Annotated in this window: 3 protein-coding genes; 1 reads left to right on the plus strand and 2 read right to left on the minus strand. The window is 73.2% G+C overall.

Annotated elements, in window-relative coordinates; all coding sequences use genetic code 11:
- Positions 1–137 precede the first annotated feature (137 nt).
- Both ABTZ89_RS35780 and cydD read right to left on the minus strand, forming a co-directional pair.
- A complete protein-coding gene (locus ABTZ89_RS35780) occupies positions 138–1,295 on the minus strand; it encodes a GAF domain-containing sensor histidine kinase (protein WP_270950912.1) in 1,158 nt (385 codons plus the stop codon).
- A 93-nt stretch (positions 1,296–1,388) separates the two neighbouring features.
- Positions 1,389–4,664, minus strand: a complete 3,276-nt coding sequence (cydD, locus tag ABTZ89_RS35785) for a thiol reductant ABC exporter subunit CydD (protein WP_351053351.1) — start codon at positions 4,662–4,664, stop codon at positions 1,389–1,391.
- A 75-nt stretch (positions 4,665–4,739) separates the two neighbouring features.
- On the opposite strand from cydD, the gene ABTZ89_RS35790 reads away from it, so the two are divergent.
- A partial coding sequence (locus ABTZ89_RS35790; RefSeq protein WP_502949649.1) for a hypothetical protein occupies positions 4,740–4,822 on the plus strand: 83 nt, incomplete at its 3' end.

The raw sequence follows: 4,822 nt of genomic DNA on the forward strand, positions 1-4,822 counted from the left end.
GGGACCTGTGGACAACCCGGGTCACCTGTGGAGAACTTCCGCAAATTCAATGGAAATTGGACGTCGAAATTCCATTGAACTTTGATCCCCGCCGGCGGCGGAGGTCCGGAACCCGTTGGGGTGCGGGGGATCCCGGGTCAGGTCTTGGCGGTGAGGGGGACTTCCCAGGTGACCGTGGTGCCGCTGTCCGGGGACGAGGTGATCACGCAGCGGCCTCCGGCGGCGACCGCTCGTTCTTCGAGGTTCCGCAGGCCCCTCTTGCTCACGTCGCGGGGGATTCCGCAGCCGTCGTCGACGACTTGCAGCAGCAGTCCGGCATCCGAGCGGCGCACCCGAACCAGTACCGACTTCGCACCCGCGTGCCTGACCACATTGGACAGTGCTTCGCGCAGGGCCGCGCGGGCGTGGTCGGCCACCTGGACCGGCACGTCCGACAGGTCGCCCTCGATCTCCAGCTGCGGGGGCCGCCCCAGCAGCTCACCGGCGATCTGCACCTCGGAACGCATCGAGTCGTCCAGCGCGGGCGCGTGGTGCGGAGGCTCCGGGTCGGCGGAGCGCAAGGTGCGGGCGGTGGCCCGGACCTCGGCGATGGCCTGGTCGATCTGCTCCATCGTCTCCGACAGCCGGGTCGCGTCGGCGGGCGCGAGCTGGCCGGACAGCCGCCGCTCCAGCACCTCCAGCTGCACGCCGGTGGCGTAGAGCCGCTGCACGATCACGTCGTGCAGGTCGCGCGCGATGCGCTCGCGCTCCTGGTACACCGCGATCCGCTGCCGCGCGGTGGATCCCTCGGCGAGCACCAGCGCCAGCCCGGCCTGCGCGGCGAAGGAGGTCAGCACGTCTACCGCGACGCGCGTGAATGTGCTCGCACCGCGCCTGCGGTACACCGCCAGCGCGCCCAGCCGGCGCTCGCGGGTGCCGAACGGCGCGACCGCGAACGGACCGTAAACCCGCAGCTCAGCGGGGACGTACGGGGCCGTGAGCGGATCGTCGATGAGGTCGTCCACGACAACCGGAACACCGCTGCGGGCCACGCGCGCCGCAGCCGACCGCGAGGACAGGACGGTGCCGACCGGGTCGCCGAGCGGACCGATCGCGGACGGCGCGCCGTAGGCGGCCTCGACCGTCAGGCGGCCGTCGTCGGCGCGGACGGTGACGATGCCGAGGTCGGCCTCGGCGAGTTCGGCGGCGCGGCGGACCACCAGCGGGAGCACCGCGTCGGGATCCTCCGCGGACAGCGCCGCGCGGGTGATCTCGGTCGATGCCGCCAGCATTCGCCGGGCGAGGGAGGAATCCATGTCGTGCACGAGGCTATAGCTCCTCACCTGGCGCTCGCTCCTCCTGACGACGCAGGTCACAGGCAGTGCCCTTGATGATCATGAAGGGGATTCCTACCGCGCCGCCGGGGACCGCGACGACGTGGGGTTCCGGACGGCGGTGAGCCCGCCGCCGTCCACGCGCAGGACGACGTCGGCGCGTTCGGCTTCCGACCAGCGGTGCGTCACGTGCACGACCGTGCGTCCCCGCAGCGCCCGCTCCAGGCGGTCCAGGAGCGCTTCGGCCGTCGGGACGTCCAGGTGCGCCGTCGGTTCGTCGAGCAGCACCAGATCCGCGTCCCGCACCAGCAGCGCGCGGGCGAGCGCGAGGCGCTGCGCTTCGCCGCCGGACATCGCCGTGCCACCGACCTTGGTGTCCAAGCGGTCGGTCCAGTCCGGCAGGCCGGCGACCTCGAGGATCTCGACGAGCTCGTCGTCGCCGGCCTTCGGCGCGGCCAGCCGCAGGTTCTCGCGCACCGTCGTCGACACCAGCTGCGGTTCCTGCGGGCACCAGGCGATCCGCCGCGGCACACGCGCTTCGCCGCGCTCGGCGTCGAGGAAACCCAGCAGCAGGGCCAGGAACGTCGACTTGCCACCACCGGACGGCCCGACGATCGCCACGTGGGAACCAGCCGGGACGTGCAGGTCAACGCCTCGCAGCGCAGGTTCCGGAGCGCCGGGCCAGCGCACGTCGACGTCGGAGAGCTCGATTTCGGTTGAGGCGTTCGTCCCGCCGGAAGGTGCTTCGACCGCGAGCAGCGGAGCGAGGCGGTCCTGCGCGGATCGCAGCGACCGCCACTGCTGCGCAGCCGGAGGCAGCAGCGCCACGGCCTCCGCCACCGCAAGCGGTACGAGGCCGAGCAGCGGCGCCAGCTCCGGCGCCAGTCGTCCTTCGGCCACCGCCGCCGCTCCGAGCCAAGCTCCGCCGAGCACCGCCACGCCGATGAGCAGGACGATCATCGCAGTCGCCGCTCCCGCGCCGAAAGCCGCGCGTCGCGCCCGCGCTGCCAGCCGGTCGTCCTCGGCAGCCAGTTCCGCGCGCTGTTCGGCGTGCGCGCCGAAGGCGAGCAGTTCCGCCGCGCCGTCGAGAAGTCCCAGGACCCGCGCGGAGACCTTCCGCCGTCCCTCAGCGACGGCAGTCGTCGCGCGGCGCTCCGCAGCGACCGCGGCGAGCGGGCTCGCGATGCAGGCCACGAGGAGCACCACGGCGAGCAGCAGCCCGGCCTCCGGCAGCACCAGCGCCTGCACCACGACCGCACCGATCATCACGACCACGGCCACCATCGGCGGGAAGATCACGCGCGGCACCAGGTCGCGGACCGCGTCGACGTCGTCGACGAGCCGAGCGACGCCTTCGCCGCGGCGGAGTCCGGCACTTCGCACCGGCCCGAGCCGCACCAGCGCGTCCCACAGCTGCCGTCGCAGGCGACCGGACAGCCGGAACGCGGCGTCGTGCGTGACCAGGCGCTCGACGTAGCGCAGCACCGCGCGCGAGAGCGCGAAGGTGCGGACGCCGACGACCGCGACGGACAGCGTCAGGATCGGCGGCTGCTGCGAAGCGCGGGCGATCAGCCAGGCCGAGGTCGCGGTCAGCGCGAGGCCCGAGAGCAGCGACAGCGCGCCGAGGCCGGTGCCGACGAGCAGCCGCGGCGACAGGAGGTCGCGGAGGCGACCGCGCGCTTCGGGCAGGTCGGGGGCTGCTGCCGGGGCCGCCGCGAGCACCGGCTCGGCCAGCTCAGCCGCGGCTTCCGGCCGGTGGCTGGCGAGCACCACGGTGGCGCCGTCGTCGGCTGCGCGGCGGATCGCTGCATTGACTTGGTGCGCGGTGGCGGTGTCGAGGTGCGCGGTGGGTTCGTCGAGCAGCAGGATCGTCGCCTCGCCGCGCAGCCGGAGCAGGGCGCGGGCCACCGCGACCCGTTGACGCTCCCCTGTGGACAGTTCGTCGGTGCGGCGGTCGCGCAGGTGCGCCGCTGCCGCGGCGGACAGGGCTTCGTCGACGTGCACCGAGAGGTCCGGTTGGTCGGCGGTGGCGACGGCGAGTTCGTCCGCGACCGTGCCGCCGGTGAACGTCGGGCGCTGCGGCACCCAGGCGATGCGGCGACGCCACTCCCCCGGCGCAAGGTCCGCGATGTCCACGCCGTCGCAGGTGATCGTGCCGCTCTCCGGTTCGGCGAACCCGAGCAGCACCGCCATCGTGGTGGACTTCCCGCTGCCGCTGGGGCCGATGCCGTCGAAGCCCTCCAGCCGCACGATCTCGCCCGGCCGCGCGGTGAAGCTCAACCCGTCCGGGGCGAACCCGTCCCGCCGCCGCACCCGCAGCCCGGCGACCCGCAGGCCGGTTTCGGAGCGAACGGACCGTTCACTCCGCTCGACGAGGTCAACGGTCCGTTCGCTCGGCCCCGGCTCGCTGACGATCTCGTCGACGCGGCGGACGGCTTCCACGCCGTCCTCGCTGGCGTGGTGCGCCGCGCCCGCCGCGCGCAGCGGGAGGTAGCACTCCGGCGCGAGGACCAGCACCAGCAGGCCGGTGGCCAGGTCGAGGTCGCCGGAGACCAGGCGCAGGCCGATGCCCACCGCCACCATCGCCACCGACAGCGACGAGAGCAGCTCCAGCACCAACGCGGACAAGAACGCGACGCGCAGCGTGGCGACCGTGGTGCGGCGATGCGAGTCGCTGACCCGGCCGACCACCTCGCCCTGCGCCTGCGCCCGGCCGAACGCGGTCAGCACCGGCAGCGCGCGGATCAGCTCCAGCAGCTGCCCGGACAACCGCTGCACCGCGTCGGCCGCCTTAGACGTGCGCTGCTCGGTGTACTTGCCGACCAGCCAGGCGAACAGCGGGATCAGCGGCACCGTGATCAGGATGACCAGCGCGGAAACCCAGTCGGACCACAGGATCCAGGCCCCGACCAGCGGCGGCACCACGGCCGCGGTCACCAGCGCGGGCAGGTACTTGGTGAAGTACGCGTCGAGCGCGTCGAGGCCCTTGGTGGCCAGCGCGGTCAGCTCCGCGGAGCCGCGGCGCTGGATCCACTCCGGGCCGCGGCGCAGCGCGGAATCCAGCATCAGGCCGCGCAGTTCTTCCTTCGCGCCCGCGGCGGCCCGCGCCGACACCGACTCGGTCGCCCAGCCCAGCACCGCGCGCGCCACCACCGCCACAGCCAGCACGACCAGGTAGCGGCTGATCTCGCTCGGCTCGACCCCGCGCGTCACCACCGCCGCCAGAGCGCTGCCCAACGCCCAGGCCTGCACGATCAGCGCGACGGCGTTGCCGACCGACAGCAGCCCGGCGACGACCAGCGCGCGGCGAGCCGATGCCGACAACCGCGGCAACGCGCCCAGCGGACCCATCACGTGCTCCTCAACGAACGTCCCGTTTCAGTCGCGGCTGAACGCAGTTTCAATTGAAACTGCGTCCAGACCCGCGTGGGCGAAGTGATCGGGTGGCGCAACATGTTCTGGGCGCTCACCGACGCGATGGCGGCGAATCCGGACGAGTGGAAGAACGA

Origin of the sequence: Saccharopolyspora sp. NPDC002686 (assembly GCF_040295745.1) — a bacterium.
Classification (GTDB): Bacteria; Actinomycetota; Actinomycetes; order Mycobacteriales; family Pseudonocardiaceae; genus Saccharopolyspora; species Saccharopolyspora oryzae.

What these genes read in the sequence shown, in the direction of transcription:
- ABTZ89_RS35780 (WP_270950912.1), bottom strand. Translation starts at nt 1,295, where the DNA reads ATGGATTCCTCCCTCGCCCGGCGAATGCTGGCGGCATCGACCGAGATC.
- cydD (WP_351053351.1), bottom strand. Translation starts at nt 4,664, where the DNA reads ATGGGTCCGCTGGGCGCGTTGCCGCGGTTGTCGGCATCGGCTCGCCGC.